General features: G+C 37.4%; 18 protein-coding genes and 1 riboswitch. Of the genes, 12 read left to right on the top strand and 6 right to left on the bottom strand.

Features of this window, described 5'->3' with window-relative positions:
- Positions 1-17: 17 nt before the first annotated feature.
- The 4 genes from ACS125_RS14880 to ACS125_RS14865 all read left to right on the top strand — a co-directional run bounded on the left by ACS125_RS14880 (position 18) and on the right by ACS125_RS14865 (position 3,569).
- Positions 18-248 (top strand): hypothetical protein, encoded by a 231-nt coding sequence (locus tag ACS125_RS14880; protein WP_004791826.1) that lies wholly within the window; start codon positions 18-20, stop codon positions 246-248.
- Positions 249-546: 298 nt separating this feature from the next.
- Positions 547-1,098, top strand: coding sequence for a cysteine hydrolase family protein (locus ACS125_RS14875; protein ID WP_004791827.1), 552 nt, complete (start codon positions 547-549; stop codon positions 1,096-1,098).
- 321 nt (positions 1,099-1,419) lie between these two features.
- On the top strand, positions 1,420-1,911 hold the full coding sequence (locus ACS125_RS14870; RefSeq protein ID WP_004791829.1) for a hypothetical protein: 492 nt from the start codon (positions 1,420-1,422) through the stop codon (positions 1,909-1,911).
- 150 nt (positions 1,912-2,061) lie between these two features.
- Positions 2,062-2,149: riboswitch (glycine riboswitch) on the top strand.
- Positions 2,150-2,324: 175 nt separating this feature from the next.
- Positions 2,325-3,569: a D-amino acid dehydrogenase gene (locus ACS125_RS14865; RefSeq protein WP_013197482.1), complete on the top strand. Its 1,245-nt coding sequence runs from the start codon at positions 2,325-2,327 to the stop codon at positions 3,567-3,569.
- Between the two features lie 44 nt (positions 3,570-3,613).
- On the opposite strand, the gene ACS125_RS14860 is transcribed toward ACS125_RS14865, so the two are convergent.
- Positions 3,614-4,258 (bottom strand): A1S_1983 family putative colistin resistance protein, encoded by a 645-nt coding sequence (locus tag ACS125_RS14860; RefSeq protein WP_199944479.1) that lies wholly within the window; start codon positions 4,256-4,258, stop codon positions 3,614-3,616.
- A 99-nt stretch (positions 4,259-4,357) separates the two neighbouring features.
- On the opposite strand from ACS125_RS14860, the gene ispF reads away from it, so the two are divergent.
- Positions 4,358-4,849: a 2-C-methyl-D-erythritol 2,4-cyclodiphosphate synthase gene (gene ispF / locus ACS125_RS14855; protein WP_004791837.1), complete on the top strand. Its 492-nt coding sequence runs from the start codon at positions 4,358-4,360 to the stop codon at positions 4,847-4,849.
- Here the strand turns inward: ispF and ACS125_RS14850 are convergent.
- The 5 genes from ACS125_RS14850 to glnL form a co-directional block, all read right to left on the bottom strand.
- Entirely contained in the window at positions 4,837-5,361 is a 525-nt protein-coding gene (locus tag ACS125_RS14850) for a protein tyrosine phosphatase family protein (RefSeq protein ID WP_004791839.1), read from the bottom strand. The genes ispF and ACS125_RS14850 overlap by 13 nt on opposite strands.
- A gap of 193 nt (positions 5,362-5,554) precedes the next feature.
- Entirely contained in the window at positions 5,555-6,472 is a 918-nt protein-coding gene (gene argF, locus ACS125_RS14845; protein ID WP_151963021.1) for an ornithine carbamoyltransferase, read from the bottom strand.
- 112 nt (positions 6,473-6,584) lie between these two features.
- Entirely contained in the window at positions 6,585-7,238 is a 654-nt protein-coding gene (locus ACS125_RS14840) for a TetR/AcrR family transcriptional regulator (RefSeq protein ID WP_151963020.1), read from the bottom strand.
- A 252-nt stretch (positions 7,239-7,490) separates the two neighbouring features.
- Positions 7,491-8,984: a nitrogen regulation protein NR(I) gene (glnG, locus tag ACS125_RS14835; protein ID WP_174728712.1), complete on the bottom strand. Its 1,494-nt coding sequence runs from the start codon at positions 8,982-8,984 to the stop codon at positions 7,491-7,493.
- The gene (glnL, locus tag ACS125_RS14830) at positions 8,971-10,080 is read right to left on the bottom strand and encodes a nitrogen regulation protein NR(II) (RefSeq protein WP_004791847.1); all 1,110 of its coding nucleotides are present in this window, start codon (positions 10,078-10,080) and stop codon (positions 8,971-8,973) included. The genes glnG and glnL overlap by 14 nt, the downstream gene beginning before the upstream one ends.
- 342 nt (positions 10,081-10,422) lie before the next feature.
- Between glnL and rimO the strand changes: the two genes are divergently transcribed.
- From rimO to rseP, 7 genes are all read left to right on the top strand, one after another.
- The gene (gene rimO, locus ACS125_RS14825; RefSeq protein WP_004791849.1) at positions 10,423-11,766 is read left to right on the top strand and encodes a 30S ribosomal protein S12 methylthiotransferase RimO; all 1,344 of its coding nucleotides are present in this window, start codon (positions 10,423-10,425) and stop codon (positions 11,764-11,766) included.
- A 50-nt stretch (positions 11,767-11,816) separates the two neighbouring features.
- The gene (gene pyrH / locus ACS125_RS14820; protein WP_004791851.1) at positions 11,817-12,545 is read left to right on the top strand and encodes a UMP kinase; all 729 of its coding nucleotides are present in this window, start codon (positions 11,817-11,819) and stop codon (positions 12,543-12,545) included.
- An 85-nt stretch (positions 12,546-12,630) separates the two neighbouring features.
- Positions 12,631-13,185 (top strand): ribosome recycling factor, encoded by a 555-nt coding sequence (gene frr / locus ACS125_RS14815; protein ID WP_004791853.1) that lies wholly within the window; start codon positions 12,631-12,633, stop codon positions 13,183-13,185.
- A gap of 5 nt (positions 13,186-13,190) precedes the next feature.
- Positions 13,191-13,943: a polyprenyl diphosphate synthase gene (uppS, locus tag ACS125_RS14810; protein ID WP_004791854.1), complete on the top strand. Its 753-nt coding sequence runs from the start codon at positions 13,191-13,193 to the stop codon at positions 13,941-13,943.
- Positions 13,943-14,767: a phosphatidate cytidylyltransferase gene (locus ACS125_RS14805; RefSeq protein WP_004791856.1), complete on the top strand. Its 825-nt coding sequence runs from the start codon at positions 13,943-13,945 to the stop codon at positions 14,765-14,767. The genes uppS and ACS125_RS14805 overlap by 1 nt, the downstream gene beginning before the upstream one ends.
- The gene (gene ispC / locus ACS125_RS14800) at positions 14,768-15,964 is read left to right on the top strand and encodes a 1-deoxy-D-xylulose-5-phosphate reductoisomerase (RefSeq protein ID WP_174765174.1); all 1,197 of its coding nucleotides are present in this window, start codon (positions 14,768-14,770) and stop codon (positions 15,962-15,964) included. It abuts the gene before it with no gap.
- A gap of 1 nt (position 15,965) precedes the next feature.
- Positions 15,966-17,321, top strand: a complete 1,356-nt coding sequence (gene rseP, locus ACS125_RS14795; RefSeq protein WP_144734646.1) for an RIP metalloprotease RseP — start codon at positions 15,966-15,968, stop codon at positions 17,319-17,321.
- Positions 17,322-17,350: the final 29 nt, after the last annotated feature.

The raw sequence follows: 17,350 nt of genomic DNA, 5'->3' as shown, positions 1-17,350 counted from the left end.
ATGGAATTTAAACAGTGATGTATACAATTAGATATGTTCATCGGAACAATACTTACTATATCGCTTCGAATATAGAAGGAAATTTTATTATTCTTGAGTCAATTGATTCAGAATTTCGTATGGGTCATCAAATTTCTTATGATGGTGAGAAGGTATTTAACCTTACTTTGAATGATGAAACTGATGCAGTCATTAAATTAGAGAGTAATGAAAAAACTGCATACGAATACTTACTTTCAGTTAAATAAATTAGTTTTTATGATGAAGTATTTCTTTAAGAACTAGGTATGCTTAAAAGATATTTCATACAATAAAAGCTAAAAAGTTTTGTTTTTATTGAAAAAGCTATGGTATGGTTATTTAAGCTTTAATTTTGGGCAGTTAAAACAAATGAACTGTTTATTGAATAAAATCACCACCACCACGACCTCTAAAGAAGGCTGTGTGTGATTTTTATTAAAGTGACTTAATAAGATGACTAAACCCGGCCAATAATGGCTGGGTTAATTTTTCTCTGTTCATTATTGGTTCTTACAGAGAGAAATGATGGAAAAACTCAATAGCAATTCAAAATCGGCTTTACTGGTCATTGATATGCAAAATGGCCTATTTAACAGCCAATCTAAGCCACATAATGCTCAACTCGTACTTTCAAATATTCTTAGTCTTATTGAATATTACCGCTTAAATGATAGACCAATTATCTTTATTCGGCATGTTGGTGAGATAGGCACACCATTAGATCCAAGTGGACCGAACACTCAGCTAATCACAGAGTTAGCTTTTAATCCACATAAAGATATAGTCATTGAAAAAATGTACCCGAGTGGTTTTAAAAATACTGTTTTAAAAGAAGTGTTAGAGAAACTGGGTGTTGATGAACTCATCATTACTGGCATGAAAACTGAGTATTGCATTGATACTACTGTTAGGGCTGCTTCTGAGTACGGATATAAATTGATATTAATTTCAGATGGCCACACCACAACTGATTCAGCAGCTTTAAATGCTCAGCAAGCAATTGATCATCATAACCAAATTTTAAGTAATGCTTTTGCTAAGTTAAAAACGACGGAAGAGCTCATTTCTCAAATTTAATTTAGAAATGAACCGACAACTTTATTCAAAAAGTCTTATTAGCTGTATCAATAAAGTATAAGAAAATCTTTTGATGACTAGGTTGGTCGGTTTTTAGTGATAGCAAGAATTGAACTTGTATCAACAAAGAGCTCTTTTCGGAGGGCTTTTTATCAAGAGGGTATAAGTTTCACTAATTAATGGCGAATTAGCGTTGAATAAGCTGTCATAATTGTTAAAATGCCCACCTTGTCCTGTTTTTATATTGTTTTTGTTTTGCATTTATTTTGCAAAACTGAAGATAAAGTGATTGAAAACAGAAGCTTAGCTAAGGATTTTTGAATGCTCTCTATTTATTTGACAGATACTCAACAACATGTGCAATTTAATGATTATCCCGGTGATCAGCCTGTTAAGTTTCTGTTAAATCTTAAAAAGATTTTCCCAAGTACAGGTGACCTGTTATTGCCAGTTTTACCTGACGATAATGATTTAGAAAATGTAACATGGGAATCAACTTCAGAAGATTTTGATGTCTTTAAAAAGCTATTGGCTGGATGGGGTGTTATTGAACTCCGTTTAAATGCAATTACGGCTTATAAAGATAAAAACTTTGCGAATGAGTTAGTGAAACAAGCTCAAGCGAAACGTAAGAAAACAGCACAAAAAAATCATCAGCTCTCTTTGGTTGCTCTTGATTATATTTTTATGCACGAAGTTCACGCATTAATTGATGCAGAATTGGTCACTATTGGTGAGAAATTTTATTTACCAACCCTGCGTGAGCAATGGAAGGGTACAGTTTCAGACCCAGTGCTCAATGGAAAATTCTAATTAAACACAAAAGGTGAATTTATAAAAATTCACCTTTTTTATTTTTATAATTAAATTAATGGCTTATAACTTGATAATTGCTGGTACAAAAGTTTACAAGAAAAGAATGCGTTTTTTCTAAAGTGGCAGATACATTGCTTATATAAATACAAAATTATTGCGGGAGAGAGGTTCGAAAGAACCCGCCGAAGGAGCAACAAGCCCGGAAACTCTCAGGCAGAAGGACTGTAATAATTAAAAAATCTGGAGAGAAGCTTAGATTTATAAGAATTGAAAATAATAACTTATAAATTATAAACTCACCGAAGGGGAAGATCTAAACGTTAAAAGGTAACGTTGGGGTCGAAACTCTCAGGTACCAATGACAGATGGGCTGTACTGATGAAATGTTTTGCATTTCTGAGGAGTCTGTTATGCCACATGTTATTGTGATAGGTGCGGGAATCACAGGGGTTACCTCTGCTTATGAATTATCGCAACTGGGTTATCAAGTCACAGTGATTGATCGACATCTATATCCTGCAATGGAAACATCATTTGCCAATGGAGGGCAATTATCGGCTTGTAATGCCGAAGTATGGAACCAAAAAGCCACTGTAGTTAAAGGCTTTAAGTGGATGAGACAAAAAGACGCACCGCTACTGCTGAATCCTTCATTTAGTTTGCATAAATATAGCTGGCTAGTTGAGTTTTTATCCCATATTAAAAACTATGAAGCAAACACGATTGAGACGGTCCGTTTGGCATTACTTGCTCGTAAGCGTTTATTTGAGGTTGCTGAAAAAGAGCAGCTCGAGTTTGATTTGGAGAAACGTGGAATTCTCCATATGTATCATAGTAAGGCTGACTACGAGATTGCTAAACAAGTAAACAATGTATTGAATAAAGGTACATTAGAGCGCTATTCAGTTTCACCTGATGAGATGAAAACCATAGAACCATCATTAACAGGTGAATATTTTGGTGGTTATTACACACCAAGTGATGCAACGGGGGATATTCATAAATATTCAACCTCTTTGGCTGAAAAGACTAAACAATACGGTGTTGAGTATAAATTCGGTCTGGAAGTTACAGATATTAAGTGTCATCCAGACAAAGTGATCGTAAGTTGTCAGCCAAGTGCAGAGCATCCTTATCTTGTTGAATCCGATAGTATTCAGATCGAGGGGGATGTGCTTGTAGTTTGCGGTGGGGTAGGAAGTTATCAACTCGCCGATATGATTGGGGAGCGAGTAAATGTCTACCCAGTAAAAGGGTATTCAATTACCGTGCAATTAAAAGATGAGCAAAGTGTAAAGAATGCACCGTGGGTTAGTTTACTAGATGAGAGCGCTAAAATTGTGACTTCTCGTTTAGGTAAAGATCGGTTGCGCGTGGCGGGAACAGCTGAATTTAATGGTTACAACCGCGATATACGGGCTGATCGTATTCAACCTTTGGTAAATTGGGTAAACCGTAACTTTGATATTTCAACTGAGCATGTCGTACCTTGGGCTGGGTTAAGACCCATGATGCCTAATATGCTGCCAGTGGTGAAGCAATCTAGACAGCCTCGTATTTTTTATAATACAGGACATGGGCACTTAGGGTGGACTTTGTCTGCGGCAACTGCTGTTTTAGTTGGTCAGGATATTGCTCAAAAATATCCGATCTAGAAAGTAAAAAGCCAGTGTTTAAACACTGGCTTTTATTTAACGCACTAATCATATAATCGGTAGATTCCGCTAAAACGCTCACAGCCTTTTTGCTGGGTTTTCACATTCAGTAAAGCTTTTTGAAAATTAAACTGATATTTGCAGTTGTGCTCATTGTCTAAAATTTCATTTTTTTGTTCAGGTGAACTATAGGCCATCAAAGAAATTGTTTGAGTTTCTTTACGGTTATTTGGATTTCGGTATGCTATTCCTTCAATTTTGATTTTATCCTTTGCGAGCTGATGGACCTGAATGTGAACAGGCTGTGCTGCTAGATGTCCATTCTCAAACTTAAGATAATGTTGGGTAAGCGTTTGCTTAAGTGATGCATAAAAATTTAGGTCGTCAGTTCGTAAATCAAACTGTTGTTGAAAACATGAATTACTCTTGCATTGCTGAGTATGTTTAGACCATAACTTTTGTGTATCCTGCAAAAGCTGTAAGGGAGCATCAGTAACTAAATATGCAGAAAGATATTTATTATTGAGTTGCTTTCTCGATTCACTAAATGTTTTTGAACAGATTTTAAGCTCAGCTCCACGATTGGAACAGTCTATTGGTTCTGCAAAAACATGAGATGAACATAAACAACTCAGTGTCACGGCAAAACTTAATCTTTTCAATTGATTCATATCAGTATTAGACAGCATGATCGCTTATACTTTCAGTCTACTTTGCTAGGTGTACTATAGCGAAACAGAAAGGCTGAATACAAGATTTCTTAAGTTTTTATGGAAGGTAATAGTTATATGGTTGCTCAAATTCGTATTGGACAAGGAATGGATGTGCATGCCTTTGAAGAGGGGAACTTCGTTACATTGGCTGGCATTCAAATTCCACATACGCATGGCTTGAAAGCACACTCTGATGGTGATGTTGTACTCCATGCTTTATGTGATGCTTTGTTAGGTACTTTGGCACTTGGAGATATAGGGCAACATTTTCCTGACACTGACCCAGAATTTAAGGGTGCTGACAGTCGAGTACTATTAAAACATGTTTACCAGTTAATCTTAGATCGCGGTTATCAGTTAAATAATGCTGATATTACGGTGGCTTGTGAGCGTCCAAAATTAGCTAAACATAATTTGGAAATGCGTCAAAGTATTGCTGATGTTTTAAATGTAGATGTTAATCAAATCAGTATTAAAGCAACGACAACCGAAAAACTTGGGTTTACCGGTCGTCAAGAAGGGATTTTAGCTACAGCAACTGTTTTAGTCTCTCATCACACCAAGTGATCGGCTTGTTGCAAAGACTGCTGAAGCTCAAGAGTTGCCTTACGGCCTTGTAGCTGTAAGGTAATACTATGAATAAGTCCTGTCCAAGTTTCATTGGGTTCCCAAATTTCATGAAGTAAATCTTGAGAAGTAGGCATGTCCATATTCATATAAAACTGTCTATAGACATACATTAGGCAACTAGAGCGATCGTTTTTAGAACAGTGAATCCAGACAATTTCATTCTGGACTAAATGATCAATAAGGTCGAGTACCAATAAACATTGCTCGGCCGATGGAGTTTCCCAGTCAATTGGAATATGGATGTAATTTAAACCGAGGTCTAAACAAATACGATCTTCATTTTCAATATGATTTGGTGCGTTACTTAAAGCGAGATTAATGACTGTACTACAACCATATTCTTTAATTAGTTTCAGTTGTTCAGCAGAAGGCTGTGCTGAACTAAATAAATGTTCATGAATAATTGAAAATGCGGGAATTTGAGATAATGATTGTTCAAGGGTAGTCATGATCGCACTCTACGAGAGTAGGCTTAGCTTATTGTGTAGAATGTTATACACGATTCTAGGGAATAGTTGAAATACAGCCTGCTTATATATTCGACAATGTTATCAAAACTTTAAAAATAATTAACTGGAAAAGTACAAGTTTTATAAAATAAAAAAACAGCATCATAAAGATGCTGTTTTTTTGTCTAAATAATTATGGTTTTAGATTTTCATTCAATAAAAATTCTACTAAAGCTTTCTGAGCATGAAGACGATTTTCTGCTTCATCCCATACCACTGCATTTTTATGATCAAGCATAGTTTCAGAAATTTCTTCGCCACGATGAGCAGGTAAGCAGTGCATAAATAAACATTCAGGATGAGCAAGTCCCATTAATTTTTCATTGACTTGAAAAGCAGCAAAAGCTCTTTCACGAAGCTTTTGTTCTTCTTCTTGTCCCATGCTTGCCCATACATCTGTCACAATCAGGTCAGCATTTACAGCAGCATCTTCTGCGTTGTCAAAAACTTCAACACAATGACCAAACTCTGCTAAAAATTCAGGTTTAGGCTCATATCCTTTCGGAGATGCAATCTTAAGTTTAAAGCCCATCATGTGTGCAGCTTCAATATATGAGTTACACATATTATTGCCATCACCAATCCAAGCAACGGTTTTACCTTTAATGCTACCGCGATGTTCATTATAAGTCTGTAAATCTGCAAGTAACTGGCAAGGATGATGGTCATCTGTCAAACCGTTAATCACAGGAACTTTTGAATACGATGCAAAACGTTCAACAATGTCATGACCGAAAGTACGAATCATCACAATATCAAGCATACTAGAAATTACACGTGCTGAATCTTCAATTGGTTCGCCGCGGCCTAATTGTGTGTCGCGAGGTGATAGGAAAATCGCGCTACCACCAAATTGATTAATGCCTGCTTCAAAAGAGATACGTGTACGCGTGCTTGATTTCTCAAAAATCATTCCCAATACTTTACCGACAAAAGGTTGGTAGACCTGATTGTCATGCTGCATTTTTTTAAGTTCGCTTGCGCGTTCTAAAATGCGATTAAGTTCTAGAGTGGATAGATCACGTAAAGTCAGGAAATGTCTTAGAGCCATGTAGCTACTCCATAATAATTGTTATGAAAAACAACAATTATCTGTTGTTGGCTGGGTGGATGTGGGAAAAAAGAAGTCTACTATACTATAAGCATTTTAAAATGCAAAAGAATTAGACTTTATGATGACCCTTTAAGAAAACATCAACACAATAGTTAATATAATCAATTACTTCTTCCTCAGTGGGTGGTAGGGGCATTCCCATAATCATGCGCCATTCTATGTCACGTAAAATTCCAAAATACATGAGTGAGGAATAATCTGGAGATGTGCAAAGAATTTCTTCAGTTTGATGGGAAATTAGAAGTGCCTGAGCAATTGTGTTTTGCACATCTTGAGCACATTTTTCATATAAGTATTTGCTCAAAGTTGCATTGCATTGTGTTTGTTCGATAACCAACCGTAAAAAAGCGATATGTTCGGGTTGAATAATATGAGTATAAAAGCGAATGAGTGTTTGAATTAAATAGTTGCGTAAAGATGTTTGGGAGGGTTGAAATGGTACACAAATATCTTTAAAAAACATTTCACGGCGATAATCGCAAATTGCGGTAAATAAACCATCTTTATTGCCAAAATATTTATAAATAGACGCTTTTGAACCACCGGCATGATTAACAATGTCATCAAGAGAAACGGCTTCATATCCTTTATCCAGAAACAGCTCGGTTGCGCTTAGCAAAAGAGCTAGGCGACGTTCTATACCTCTGCGTGTTTGGGGCTTCTCACATACTGAATGATGTGACTCAAGGACGGAATCATGCATAAAATTTCATAACAACAGTTAACTTTGCTTGTTTAGTATAGCAAAACTATCTTTAAGGATGGTCATCGCTATTTTTTTAGATCATCTGCTGAACAGTAAGTAGAAATTTAAAAAAATAAAAGAATAGAAAATATAAACTTAGAGTGAATTTTGAAATGATCTAATGATGTAACCTGATGTTCAATTTTGAATTTAATAAAAAATAAAGCGGCTAAGAATGTCTTAGCCGCTTTATTTTAGGCACTAAGTTTTTTAGGCCTCGGTTTGGCTAACCTTATGTTCATCTTCTTCATCATCGTCTGCAGAATCCATTCCAAGTTCTTTTAACTTGCGAGTTAAGGTGTTGCGGCCCCAGCCTAATAATTCTGCTGCGTGACGTTTGCGTCCACGTGTTTGTTGTAAAGCAGCGTTAATTAAGGTGCGTTCAAACATTGGTGTAGCAATATCCAAAATCTTCATTTCACCATTCTTAAGCTTTTGAATTGCCCATTGATTTAGTAACTCATCCCAATGGTGTAGAGAAATGCGTTCAAATGAAGGGGTAGGTTGCCCAGCATCACTGTTCTTTTGCAGTGGAACTTGTTTAAGTTCAGAAGGTAAATCTTCTGGATAAACTTCACGTCCAGTGATCATCACAGTTAACCAGCGACATGTGTTTTCAAGTTGTCGAACATTGCCGGGCCACGGTAACTGTTGCATATAGTCCGTTGTTTCAGTGCGTAAGATTTTTGGACTCACGCCAAGTTCTTTACCGGCACGTGCGAGAAAATGCTGTGCCAGCATTGGTATATCTTCGCTACGATGAGCAAGTTTAGGAATGTGAATACGAATTACATTTAAACGGTGATATAAGTCTTCACGGAATCGGCCTTCATTCACCAGTTTTTCTAAGTCCTGATGCGTTGCTGCCACAATTCGAACATCAACTTTAACTGGAATATGTCCGCCTACACGATAAAATTCACCGTCGGCGAGCACACGAAGTAGTCGAGTCTGTGTTTCAAATGGCATGTCGCCAATTTCATCGAGGAATAGTGTTCCACCATTTGCTTGCTCAAAGCGACCTTGATGTTGAGTGTTTGCACCTGTAAATGCACCTTTCTCATGACCAAATAACTCGGTTTCAATCAAGTCTTTTGGAATTGCTGCCATATTTAATGCAATAAAAGGCTTCGCACGGCGTGGTGAGTGCTTGTGTAAAGCATGTGCAACTAATTCTTTACCTGTACCAGATTCACCATTAATTAAAACAGTAATATGAGATTGAGATAAACGACCAATAGCACGGAAAACCTCTTGCATGGCAGGAGATTCACCAATAATTTCTGTTGATTGAAGTGGTGAAGCTGTTTTTGTAGCTTCTTGTTGTTGTAGTTTATTGATATGCAGAATTGCACGATTGACTAAAGCTAAAGCTTCATCAATATCAAATGGCTTTGGTAAATACTCAAATGCACCTGTTTGATAACTTGATACAGCAGACTCTAAGTCAGAATGTGCTGTCATAATAATGACAGGTAAATCAGGATGAGTGTTTTTGACTTTAGATAAAAAAGTTAAACCATCAATTCCAGGCATTCGAATGTCAGTTAAGATGACATCGGGAGCATCATGATGCAAACGTTCAAGTGCAGTTTGAGCTTCTTCAAAATTGGTAACGTCAAAGCCTTCTTCTTTAAAGGTCTTTTCCAATACCCATCGCATGGCGCGATCATCATCAATAACCCATATTTTATTTCGCGACACGGTCTGACTCCCAAGGTAAATATAAGCTAAAAATAGTTTTTCCAGGAACAGATTGGCATTCAATCATTCCGTTATGTTGATGCATAATATTCTGTGCAATACTCAGGCCAAGCCCAGTACCTTTTGCTCGTCCGGTAACCAATGGGTAAAATACGGACTCTAAAATACTCTCAGGTATACCTGGCCCATTGTCTTCAATATCAACCCGCACGGTAGATCGATTCAGCACACCATTAATTGTGACAAGTCGTTGAATGCGAGTACGTAGAATTAGCTCTGGTTCATGATCGATAAAGAATGCTTTATTCTCTGTTATGGCTTGAATTGCATTTACACTAATGTTGAGCATGACTTGGATTAACTGATCACGATCGGCATTCACATCAGGTAAAGACAAATCATAGTCACGTATAATTTTAATTTTTTTCTTTGTCTGGTTCGCAATGAGCGAGCGTACACGTTCTAAAGGTTCGTGTACGTTAACATTTTCATAGCTTGGTAATTGTCTAGAACCTAACATGGTGTCAGCCAAGTTGGTTAAACGATCTACTTCATTAATGATGACATCGGTGAATTCAGCATAAGTCTTATCATTTAAACTGCGAGCGAGTAACTGGGTTGCTCCCCGAATACCTGCAAGTGGGTTTTTAATTTCATGAGCAACGCCACGGACAAGCTGTCTAGCAACCTGATGTTGTTGAACAAGATTTTCTTCCTTTGAAATCTTTAACATGCGGTCAATTGGGTTGAGCTCAATCAACAATAATGGATGATAGCTTTTACCTGCATTTAATTGAGAAACTGTGTAATCAACATGTAGGTCTTTAAAGTTGACATTAATGACAGCTTCTCGACGCGTATAAGGCTGTCCGGTTTTTATGGTGTTTAATAAAGCTTCATGTGTATTAAAAGTATCATCTGGCGCATGAAGTAAATTTAAAACAGGCTGTCCTGAAGCACGAAGCAAACTAATGTCAAATAATGCTTCGCAGGCTGAATTTAAATAAAAAATATTCAAGTTACTATCGATTAATAAAATCGCAGTAGTTAAATTGTCTACCAATAGGCGATAGTCGATAGGGTTGTGTTGATCCATTAGCGAATCGTTCCTGTCTTAAAATAGCGCAATGGCATCTTCATTGGTTATCGGATTTTCACCGTTATAGAACATGAACGATGCAAAATATACGCCAACTTTGTTTATGGGTTATTTTAAAGTTTTAAGGTACTTAAAAACGCGCTGAAATCGTTCTTTATATCTTTTGATCAAAACAAATAGCTTTAGTCTAGATAATAACATGATCTAAATTGGTGCAAAGGTGAGTTTTGGTGCAAATGTTGGTTGTATTTTGGTGCATTACACAAAGAGTAGCCTTTCCACCTATGCTTGAGACAAGAAAAGACATACAATACGCGCATTCAAGTGGAGCGCAGATTCATGAAGACCCCCAAAGTCGGTTTTGTTTCTTTAGGTTGTCCTAAGGCATTGGTAGATTCTGAACGAATTTTAACTCAGTTAAAGACTGAAGGTTATCAAGTTGCATCAGATTATGATGGTGCTGATTTAGTAGTTGTTAATACCTGTGGTTTTATTGAATCTGCGGTACAAGAGTCGCTAGATGCAATTGGCGAGGCCATGAGTGAAAATGGTCGAGTAATCGTTACAGGATGCTTAGGTAAAGACGAAGATAAAATTCGTCAAATGCATCCGAACGTTTTAAAGGTTACTGGTGCAGCAGCTTATCAAGATGTGATGGAAGCTGTACATGAATATGTACCAGCACCACCTAAACACAATCCGTTTATTGATTTGGTTCCTGAACAAGGAATTCGCTTAACACCAAAGCATTATGCCTACTTAAAAATATCTGAAGGATGTAACCATCGTTGTACCTTCTGTATTATCCCAAGCATGCGTGGTGACTTGGTTTCTCGTCCAGTTGGTAGTGTATTGGAAGAAGCTGCGGCACTTAAAAGAGCGGGTGTTAAAGAAATCTTGGTTATTTCGCAAGATACATCGGCTTATGGCGTAGACACCAAGTACAAACTTGACTTCTGGAATGGTCAGCCTGTTAAGACAAAATTCTTCGATATGTGTGAAGCACTCGGCCAATTGGGTATTTGGGTGCGTCTACATTATGTATACCCATATCCACATGTTGATGCAGTTATAGATTTAATGGCTCAAGGTAAAATCTTGCCATATCTTGATATTCCTTTCCAACATGCAAGTCCACGCGTTCTTAAATTAATGAAGCGTCCGGCACATAGTGAAAATACACTAGAAAAAATTAAGTTGTGGCGTGAAAAATGCCCTGATCTTGTGATCCGTTCTACTTTTGTGGTTGGTTTTCCAGGCGAAACTGAAGAAGACTTCCAGATTTTGTTAGATTGGTTAGTTGAAGCTCAACTTGATCGCGTAGGCTGCTTTACCTATTCACCAGTAGAAGGCGCTACGGCAAATGATTTACCCGATCATGTGCCAGAAGAAATTAAGCAAGAGCGTTACGAGCGCTTTATGCAAGTGCAGCAGCAAATATCTGCTGCCAAATTACAAAAACGTATTGGTCAAACGATGACTGTATTAGTCGATGGTTTAGAAGACGAATATCCTGTTGCCGTTGCACGTTCTTATGCCGATGCTCCGGAAATTGACGGTAATGTGTTTGTAGAAGATATCGATAAGAGCACTATTCAACCGGGCGATATATTGGAAGTCGAAATTACCGATGCAGATGAATACGATTTATTTGCAAAGTTAATTAAAATTAAATCGGTTTAATCGAAATATATTTAAAGAGCATTCAGTTTAAGAGGTTTTGGAGCAAAGTCATGGCGGAAACAATTAGCCCACGTTATTCACGTATTCTATTAAAATTATCTGGTGAGGCATTGTCAGGTAATAAAGATATGGGTATTGATGCCCAAGTTTTAGATCATATGTCACTTTCAATTGCGCACTTGGTTGGTTTGGGTGTGCAAGTGGGTATCGTTGTGGGTGGCGGTAATTTGTACCGCGGTAGTCAGTTGCAAAAAGATGGCTTGGTTGGTCGTGTAACAGGCGATCAAATGGGTATGCTTGCAACTGTAATGAATGGCTTAGCTATGCGTGATGCTCTAGTTCGCCGTAACATCAGAACTCGTCTTATGTCTGCATTGCCAATTGGCACAGTGGTAGAGTCTTACTCAAGTCGTGATGCGATTCGTCATTTGAGTCAAGGTGAAGTTTGTGTTTTCGTTGCGGGTACAGGAAATCCATTTTTCACAACAGATACAGCAGCATGTTTACGCGGTATTGAAATTGAAGCGAATTTGATTTTAAAAGCGACTAAAGTTGATGGCGTTTATAATAAAGATCCAAGTAAATATGATGATGCTGTTAAATACGATCATTTAACTTTTGATCAGGTGTTAGATGAAAAACTTGGTGTTATGGATTTGACTGCTATTTGCTTATGTCGTGACCATAATGTGCCATTGCAAGTTTTTGATATGAATAAATCAGGTGCATTATTGTCGGTAGTGATGGGTGAAAAAGAAGGAACGCGCGTTACTAAGTAATGTACGTGTTACCGAAAGCTCTTTATACTAGCGCTAAATTAAATTTGTTAAATATATCTTTGAATAAATAAGTAAGGTAGATCATATGATTAACGATCTGAAAAAAGACAGCGAACAGCGTATGTTAAAAACTCTAGAGTCTTTAGAACTCGGGTTTGCTAAAGTTCGTACCGGCCGTGCGCACCCATCAATCTTAAATGGTGTGATGGTTCCTTACTACGGTTCTGATGTGCCATTAAATCAAGTAGCAAACGTGGGTATTGAAGACTCTCGTACACTTATTGTTCAGCCATTTGAGCGTACAATGGTTTCAGCTATTGATAAGGCAATCCGTGAAAGTGATCTTGGTTTAAACCCGATTACAGCAGATGCAATTCGTGTGCCTTTACCAGCATTAACTGAAGAAACACGTCGTGATATGCAAAAAGTTGCACGTAATGAAGCTGAAAATGCAAAAGTTGCAATTCGTAATATTCGTCGTGATGTTTTAGGTGATATCAAAGCATTATTGAAGGAAAAAGAAATTTCTGAAGATGATGAGCGCCGTGCAGGTGATGATATTCAGAAAATTACTGACAAATATGTTGCAGAAGTAGACAAGCGTCTTGCAGCGAAAGAAGCAGAATTGATGAAGGTCTAATTTTTATGACCGATTCTGAAGAGTATCATCTTCCCAAGCATGTTGCCATCATTATGGATGGCAACAACCGCTTTGCAAAAAAAAATCAAATGCAAAAAGGTGATGGGCATCGGGAAGGTAAAAATGTTCTTGATCCTATCGTTGAACATTGTAAAAAAACTGGTATTCGTGCTTTAACTGTTTTTGCATTTTCAAGTGAAAATTGGAATCGACCGCAGTATGAAGTCGATCTGCTTATGAAGCTTCTGGAAGAAAGTATTCATGAGCAAATACCTCGCATGAAGAAATTTAATATTGCTTTGCGTTTTATCGGTGATCGTTCTCGATTATCCTCACACTTAGTTGCCTTAATGGAAGATGCAGAGCAACAAACAGCACACCATGACACTATGACCTTAACCATTGCAATAAGCTATGGTGGGATGTGGGACATTGCTAATGCAGCAAAACAGGTTGCAGAGGCCGTTTCCCGTGGTGAATTTAGTGCTGATCAAATAAATGTTGATTTGTTCGAAAAATATGTCAGTCTAAACGATCTGCCAGCTGTGGACTTGTTAATCCGCACAGGTGGAGATTATCGCATATCTAATTTCTTGTTGTGGCAAGCAGCTTATGCGGAACTGTATTTTACCGAAGCGTTATGGCCAGAATTTACAGTAAAAGAGTTCGATCATGCATTGAATGTTTTTTCAGGGCGTGAACGTCGTTTTGGCAAAACATCTGAACAAATTCAGCAAGAGAAAATAGAGAATTTATAATGTTAGAGCGGATTGTTACCGCATTGGTACTTGTTGCAGTTGTTTTAGGCTGTATGTTTGCTACGCAATCACATTATCCAATGTTGGTTCTTATGATTGTTGCAGCAGGGGTAGCGGGGTATGAGTGGTATAAATTAATGCCTCGCGAAACTGCAAATGCTGTAAAACCTAAAGCTTGGTGTTACGGTCTGCTTGTTGCATTTGTTTCAGGTGTCGCCCTATTTTTCCACGATATTGCATTACTTTTGTGGTCTGCTTCAATTTTAACTTGGATTGTCAGTGTATATTGGGTTAAGTCATTTCCTGAATTTGATGGCTGGTATAATGCAACCTTGTATGTGATTGGCATAATTTTAGTCTGTGCTGCAGTAACATCAATTTTTGTAGTATGGCAAAGTTCACCATGGTGGTTAATGTATCTGTTCTTGCTCGTATGGGGCGCGGATAGTGGTGCTTACTTTGTTGGTCGTAAATTTGGAAAAAGAAAATTAGCTCCAACTGTAAGCCCTAATAAATCAGTGGAAGGTTTGTATGGTGGTATTATTACGACCGTAGTAATAATGGTGGTTGTGCAATATCATTATCTAAATTTAACTTTAATTCAGCAAATTCTGTTTCTTATATTGTCGTTAATTACGGTATTTGGTTCAGTTTTAGGTGACTTATTTGAATCAATGATTAAACGTCGTGCCGGTATTAAAGATTCTGGTCGTGTTTTACCAGGTCATGGTGGTGTGTTAGATCGTATTGATTCTTTACTTGCTGCAGCCCCGATTTTTGCAACGGGAATGTATATATTAAAACTTATTGGTGTAGATTTATAGATGACACAATCTGTTTGCATATTAGGTGTAACCGGTTCCATTGGTCAAAGTACCTTAAAAATTTTAAATCAACATCCTGATAAGTATTCAGTGTTTGCGGTTTCAGCTCATAGTCGAATTTCTGAGTTGGTTGAAATTTGCAAACATTTCCAACCAAAAGTTGTGGTCGTTCCTGAGCAGAAAGTTGCCGAATTAACAGCTCTATTTTCATATAATAAATTACAAAATATTGAAATTTTGGTTGGTGAGGAAGGCCTGATAAGCATTGCTTCACATCCAGAAGTTGATATTGTTATGGCTGCAATTGTTGGTGCTGCAGGTTTGTTGCCAACTCTAGCTGCGGTGAAAGCTGGTAAACGCGTATTGCTTGCTAATAAAGAAGCTTTGGTTATGTCTGGTGAAATCATGATGCAAGCAGCACGTGATCATCAGGCATTATTATTACCGGTAGATTCAGAACACAACGCTATTTTTCAGTCATTGCCTCATAACTATTTAGAAGCTGAAAGAAATGGACAACCGCAACAGGGTGTATCAAGAATCTTATTGACCGCTTCAGGTGGACCATTTTTAAACCATTCGTTAGAACAATTAGAAAAAGTTACTCCTGCACAGGCTTGTAAGCATCCCAACTGGTCTATGGGGCAGAAAATCTCAGTTGACTCAGCTACTTTGATGAACAAAGGATTAGAGTTAATTGAGGCATGTCATTTGTTTTCAATATCTGAACATTTTGTTACAGTTGTTGTTCATCCACAAAGTATTATTCATTCTATGGTGCAATATGTGGATGGTTCAACGTTGGCGCAAATGGGTAACCCAGATATGTGTACGCCAATTGCACATGCTTTAGCATGGCCTGAGCGTTTACAGACGAGTGTTCCTGCTTTAGATTTGTTTGAATATTCTCAACTTAATTTCCAAGCGCCAGATATTCAGAAATTCCCAGCACTTGATTTGGCTCGTCATGCAATGCGTGCGGGAGGTTTGGCACCTACTATTTTAAATGCTGCAAATGAAGTTGCTGTTGCTGCATTTTTAAAGGAACAGATTGGATTTACAAATATCCCACAAGTGGTAGAGCATACTTTGCAAAAATTGGAAAATTCAGTTGCTGAAAATATTGAGTGTATTTTAGCTAAAGATGAAATAGCACGACATGTAGCACAGCAATATATATCAAGTATAGGAGGCTGAAATGAGTGCATTATTTATGATTGCAGCAGCGGCTCTTTTACTTGGTCCTTTAATTGCAATTCATGAGTTTGGTCATTATTGGGTAGCACGAAAACTAGGTGTTAAAGTTTTAGTGTATTCGATTGGTTTTGGGCCTACATTACTCAAGTGGACATCAAAAAAATCTGGTATCAAATATCAACTTTCAGCTTTACCATTAGGCGGCTATGTAAAAATGCTCGATGAGCGTGAAGGTAATGTTGCAGAGCAAGATTTACCTTATGCATTTAACCGCCAAAAGCCATGGAAACGTATAGCAATTGTTGCAGCTGGTCCATTAATTAATCTGATTTTTGCTGTCTTACTTTTCTGGATCTTGTTTTTACCAGCACAAGAACAACTGAACACTAGAGTCGGTAAAGTTATACCAAACTCACCAGCAGCAACTGCACAAATGCAAGTCGGTGACAAGATTATTGCTGTTGATGGAAAAGAAACGCAAACTTGGGAAAAACTTAATTTTGCTTTGATTGATCGTGTAGGTGAAACTGGTAGTGTAAATGTTGATGTAGACCGTGCAGGTACTGAAAAAAATATTGTTTTACCAATTAAGGACTTCTTAAAAAACCAGAATGAATCAGCCCTAGATGTGTTAGGTTTTTTACCATATCGTCCTGTTATTCCTGCTGTTGTTACTGAATTGACTCAAGATGGAGCTGCAATTCGTCAAGGAATGAAAGTAGGTGATCGTATTGTTTCAATTAATGGTCAAGCAATGAAAGACTGGTTTGATGTTGTCGAGGTCGTACAACATTCTCCAGAAAAATTACTCAATATTGATGTGTTGCGTAATAGTCAATTAGTCCATTTGCAAGTTATGCCTCAAGGGAAACGAGATAACATGGGGCAAGTGAGTGGTGTTTTGGGTGTGAAAAGTGATGCAGGAAAAATTACAATTCCTGACGAATATAAGCAAACAATTCAATATACTCCAATACAAGCTTTCGAGATGTCACTAGATAAAACTGGTCAAATCTCTAGCATGATATTGAGTTCAATAGTAAAAATGGTTAAGGGATTAATTGGTTTAGAGAATCTTTCTGGACCAATTACAATCGCGAAAGTAGCGGGACAAAGTGCAGAAATGGGATGGCAGACTTTTATCTCATTTATGGCTTTAATGAGTGTAAGTCTTGGAATTTTAAATTTATTGCCAATTCCAATGCTAGATGGTGGACATCTCGTTTATTACATTATTGAAGCTATTCGTGGTAAGCCTGTTTCTGAACAAATACAAATGTTTGGTCTAAAAATTGGTATGGTACTGCTCGGTAGTATGATGCTTTTAGCTTTATTTAACGATTTTATGCGTTTGTAAACGTATATGGATTTATAACTTACTGGAAA

The sequence above is a fragment of the Acinetobacter sp. PFS20 genome (assembly GCF_052261015.1).
Lineage (GTDB): Bacteria > Pseudomonadota > Gammaproteobacteria > Pseudomonadales > Moraxellaceae > Acinetobacter.
This window is presented reverse-complemented; position numbering and strand designations above follow the sequence as displayed.

Excerpts from the sequence above, each read along its gene's own strand:
- ACS125_RS14880 (WP_004791826.1), top strand. The coding sequence starts at position 18 with ATGTATACAATTAGATATGTTCATCGGAACAATACTTACTATATCGCT.
- ACS125_RS14875 (WP_004791827.1), top strand. The coding sequence starts at position 547 with ATGGAAAAACTCAATAGCAATTCAAAATCGGCTTTACTGGTCATTGAT.
- ACS125_RS14870 (WP_004791829.1), top strand. The coding sequence starts at position 1,420 with ATGCTCTCTATTTATTTGACAGATACTCAACAACATGTGCAATTTAAT.
- ACS125_RS14865 (WP_013197482.1), top strand. The coding sequence starts at position 2,325 with ATGCCACATGTTATTGTGATAGGTGCGGGAATCACAGGGGTTACCTCT.
- ACS125_RS14860 (WP_199944479.1), bottom strand. The coding sequence starts at position 4,258 with ATGCTGTCTAATACTGATATGAATCAATTGAAAAGATTAAGTTTTGCC.
- ispF (WP_004791837.1), top strand. The coding sequence starts at position 4,358 with ATGGTTGCTCAAATTCGTATTGGACAAGGAATGGATGTGCATGCCTTT.
- ACS125_RS14850 (WP_004791839.1), bottom strand. The coding sequence starts at position 5,361 with ATGACTACCCTTGAACAATCATTATCTCAAATTCCCGCATTTTCAATT.
- argF (WP_151963021.1), bottom strand. The coding sequence starts at position 6,472 with ATGGCTCTAAGACATTTCCTGACTTTACGTGATCTATCCACTCTAGAA.
- ACS125_RS14840 (WP_151963020.1), bottom strand. The coding sequence starts at position 7,238 with ATGCATGATTCCGTCCTTGAGTCACATCATTCAGTATGTGAGAAGCCC.
- glnL (WP_004791847.1), bottom strand. The coding sequence starts at position 10,080 with ATGGATCAACACAACCCTATCGACTATCGCCTATTGGTAGACAATTTA.
- rimO (WP_004791849.1), top strand. The coding sequence starts at position 10,423 with ATGAAGACCCCCAAAGTCGGTTTTGTTTCTTTAGGTTGTCCTAAGGCA.
- pyrH (WP_004791851.1), top strand. The coding sequence starts at position 11,817 with ATGGCGGAAACAATTAGCCCACGTTATTCACGTATTCTATTAAAATTA.
- frr (WP_004791853.1), top strand. The coding sequence starts at position 12,631 with ATGATTAACGATCTGAAAAAAGACAGCGAACAGCGTATGTTAAAAACT.
- uppS (WP_004791854.1), top strand. The coding sequence starts at position 13,191 with ATGACCGATTCTGAAGAGTATCATCTTCCCAAGCATGTTGCCATCATT.
- ACS125_RS14805 (WP_004791856.1), top strand. The coding sequence starts at position 13,943 with ATGTTAGAGCGGATTGTTACCGCATTGGTACTTGTTGCAGTTGTTTTA.
- ispC (WP_174765174.1), top strand. The coding sequence starts at position 14,768 with ATGACACAATCTGTTTGCATATTAGGTGTAACCGGTTCCATTGGTCAA.
- rseP (WP_144734646.1), top strand. The coding sequence starts at position 15,966 with ATGAGTGCATTATTTATGATTGCAGCAGCGGCTCTTTTACTTGGTCCT.